Consider the following 3,262-nt stretch of genomic DNA (forward strand, 5'->3'; position numbering starts at 1 on the left):
GGCCCGCGCTCTTCGTCGGCCCCGTCTGTCCGGCCACGCTTCCCCGCCTTCTCTCACGCCCCTCGGCGGGCCGCGATCGCCTCGAGCACCATGCCGACCAGAAGCTCGTCGGCGTCCGGACGGCCGAACTCGGCCGCGGCGCGTGCCATGTCGTACAGCCGGTGCGGATCGGACAGGACCGGGAGCACGTTGCTCCGGATCCACTCCGGTGTCAGCTCGGCGTCGTCGACGAGCAGGCCGCCGCCCGCCTTGACGACGGGCTGGGCGTTCAGCCGCTGTTCGCCGTTGCCGATCGGCAACGGGACGTAGGCGGCCGGCAGCCCGACCGCGGACAGCTCCGCCACGGTCATCGCGCCCGCGCGGCAGAGCATCATGTCGGCCGCGGCGTACGCGAGGTCCATCCGGTCCACATACGGTACCGGGACGTATGGCGGCATTCCCGGCATGTTGTCGGTCTGCGGCAGTTCGTTCTTCGGTCCCACGGCGTGCAGCGTCTGGATGCCGGCGCGCTGCAGGTGCGGTACGGCCTGCCCCACCACCTCGTTGAGGCGGCGGGCGCCCTGCGAGCCGCCCGTGACCAGCAGCGTCGGCAGGTTGGCGTCGAGACCGAAGGCGGCGCGGGCCTCCGAACGCACTCCGGCACGGTCGAGCGTGGCGATGGCGCGGCGCAACGGGATGCCGATGTAACGCGCGTTGCGCAGCTTGCTGTCCGGGGTGGAGACCGCGACGTGGCGCGTGTAGCGCGAGCCGATCTTGTTGGCCAGGCCGGGCCTGGCGTTGGCCTCGTGCACGACGATCGGCACACCGAGCCGCTTGGCCGCCAGGTAGGCGGGCAGCGCCACGTAGCCGCCGAACCCGGCCACGCAGTCGGCCTTGGTCTGTTCGAGGATCCGTTCCGTGGCCTTGATGGTGCCGCGCAGCCGTCCCGGCACGGTGATCAGCTCGGGAGTGGGTTTGCGCGGCAGCGGCACGGCCGGGATCAGCTCCAGGCGGTATCCGCGCTCGGGTACCAGGCGGGTCTCCAGGCCGCGTTCCGTGCCGAGCGCCGTGATCCCCACGGTCGGGTCCTGCCTGCGCAGAGCATCCGCGAGGGCCAGCGCGGGCTCGATGTGGCCGGCGGTCCCCCCACCGGCGAGTACGACGTGCACCCTGATTCACCGCTCTCCGGACGGCGGCCGCCAGGCGCGCCGTCTCATCGTTTTGCGTCTCACCCCTGCCAGCCTTCTCCGCAGCCGCAGCCGCAGAACGGGCTGCCGCATGGCCAGGGCCGCCCTCGCCGCGGGATCGCTGCGCGCGAAGGCGATCAGCAAGCCGATGGCGAACATCGTCGGCAGCAGGGCGGAACCTCCGTAGGAGAACAGCGGGAGCGGGACACCGGCGATCGGCAGCAGGCCGAGCACCGCACCGATGTTGACCACGGCCTGCGCCGTGATCCAGGTGGTCACGCCTCCCGCGGCGTACCTCACGAAGGGTTCCTCCGTGCGTCCGGCCACGCGGATACCCGCATAGCCTAGAGCCGCGAAGAGAGCGAGCACCGACAGCGTCCCCGCGAGACCGAGTTCCTCCCCGGTCACGGCGAAGATGAAGTCGGTATGCGGTTCGGGAAGTTGCCCCCATTTCTCCACACTCGCACCGAGTCCGGAACCGAACCATCCGCCGGAGGCGAGCGCGTAGATTCCGTGTACCGCCTGCCAGCACTGGTCGTCCGGGCCGGGGTCGGTGGCGCCGATGCAGCCCAGCCGGGCCATCCGGTTCGGGCTGGTGGTGATGAAGAACGCACCGACGGCGAGGGCCGCCGCGAGCACCCCGGTGAACAGCCGGGTGGGCGCCCCGGCCAGCCAGAGCAGGCCGAAGAGGACCGCTGTGAGAATGATCGCGGTGCCCATGTCGCCGCCGAGCATGATGAGTCCGAGCAGCAGGAGGCTGACCGGTACGAGCGGCACCAGCATGTGTTTCCACTGGGTGAGAAGCCGCTTGTCCCGCTTACGGGCGAGCAGGTCGGCGCCCCACAGCACGAGTGCGAGCTTGCCGAACTCGCTGGGCTGCAACTGGAACGGGCCGCCCAGATAGATCCAGTTCTGGTTCCCGTTCACCGCGTGCCCTATCCCGGGCACCTGGACCATGCACATCAGCACCACGGAGGCGGCCAGCAGCGGGTACGCCAGCGCCCGGTGCAGCCTGAGCGGCATCCGGGAGGCGGCAAGCAGCAGGCCGCCGCCCAGGACGGCTGCGGTCAGCTGCTTGCGGAAGAAGTACGTGGAGGGCAGCCCGGACTGCAGCGCCTCGATCTGCGACGCGGAGAAGACCATGACGAGGCCGAGCACGGTGAGCAGGAGGCTGCCGCCCAGGACGAGGTAGTACGCCGTGAGCGGACGGTCCCAGGCGCGCCTGGCCTTGCCGAAGAGCGCCGACGCGGAGTTGTGGCGGCGGCCCGCCCCGTTGCCCTTCGCCGGTCCCCGCGCCGTGCGCCGGGGTCCTCGCGAGCCCGGTGGTGCGGGGGCGGAAGTGCCCTTGCCGCCATGCGCCTTCGCCGCTCGCGCTCGCTGCGCCGCCCGGTCCTCCGGGGCCGCGGGACGGCGGGGCGGCACCCGGGAACCGGTGGGTGCGGCATCGCGGTCGGGCGTCATCTGTCGCATCCCCTCCGTCTGTTCCCCGCGGCGCGGTCCGCGGAGACCGGCGGGTTATTCAGTGCTGTCCGTACCGGCGGCGGCCAGTGCGCGCACCGCGGCGGCGAAGGCGTCACCGCGCGCGTGGTAGTTCACGAACATGTCCATCGAGGCACAGGCCGGGGCCATCAGCACCGTATCCCCGCGGCGAGCGGCCCGGGCGGCTTCATGGACTGCCGCTGCCATCGCACCAGTGTCGGTCCGTGCCACGTCCAGCACCGGGACATCCGGGGCGTGTCGCGTGAGCGCTTCGTGGATGAGCCGCCGGTCGGCGCCGATCAGGACGACGGCCCGCAGCCGCGGTGCGGACGTCCGTACGAGCTCGTCGAAGGTGGCGCCCTTCGCCAGACCGCCCGCCATCCACACGATGGAGTCGTAGGCCGCCAGGGACGCCGCCGCGGCATGGGTGTTGGTCGCCTTGGAGTCGTCGATGTAGGAGACGCCGCCGACGTCCGCGACGTGTTCGATACGGTGGGCGTCGGGCCGGAAGGCGCGCAGCCCGTCCCGTACGGCCGCCGGCGGTACGCCGTAGGCACGGGCGAGGGCGGCGGCGGCGAGCGCGTTGGCGATATTGTGCGGCGCCGCGGGGGTGATGT

3 protein-coding genes are annotated in these 3,262 nt (G+C 71.9%); all 3 read right to left on the reverse strand.

Features of this window, described 5'->3' with window-relative positions; all coding sequences use genetic code 11:
* Positions 1-53: 53 nt before the first annotated feature.
* Entirely contained in the window at positions 54-1,148 is a 1,095-nt protein-coding gene (gene murG / locus ACRDP3_RS05195) for an undecaprenyldiphospho-muramoylpentapeptide beta-N-acetylglucosaminyltransferase (protein ID WP_431515620.1), read from the reverse strand.
* A 6-nt stretch (positions 1,149-1,154) separates the two neighbouring features.
* Complete coding sequence (ftsW, locus tag ACRDP3_RS05200) at positions 1,155-2,627, reverse strand: putative lipid II flippase FtsW (protein ID WP_431515621.1); 1,473 nt, start codon at positions 2,625-2,627, stop codon at positions 1,155-1,157.
* Between the two features lie 54 nt (positions 2,628-2,681).
* A partial coding sequence (locus ACRDP3_RS05205) for a glutamate ligase domain-containing protein (RefSeq protein WP_431515622.1) occupies positions 2,682-3,262 on the reverse strand: 581 nt, incomplete at its 5' end.

Origin of the sequence: Streptomyces sp., from assembly GCF_050698815.1 — a bacterium.
In the GTDB taxonomy this organism is placed as follows: Bacteria; Actinomycetota; Actinomycetes; order Streptomycetales; family Streptomycetaceae; genus Streptomyces.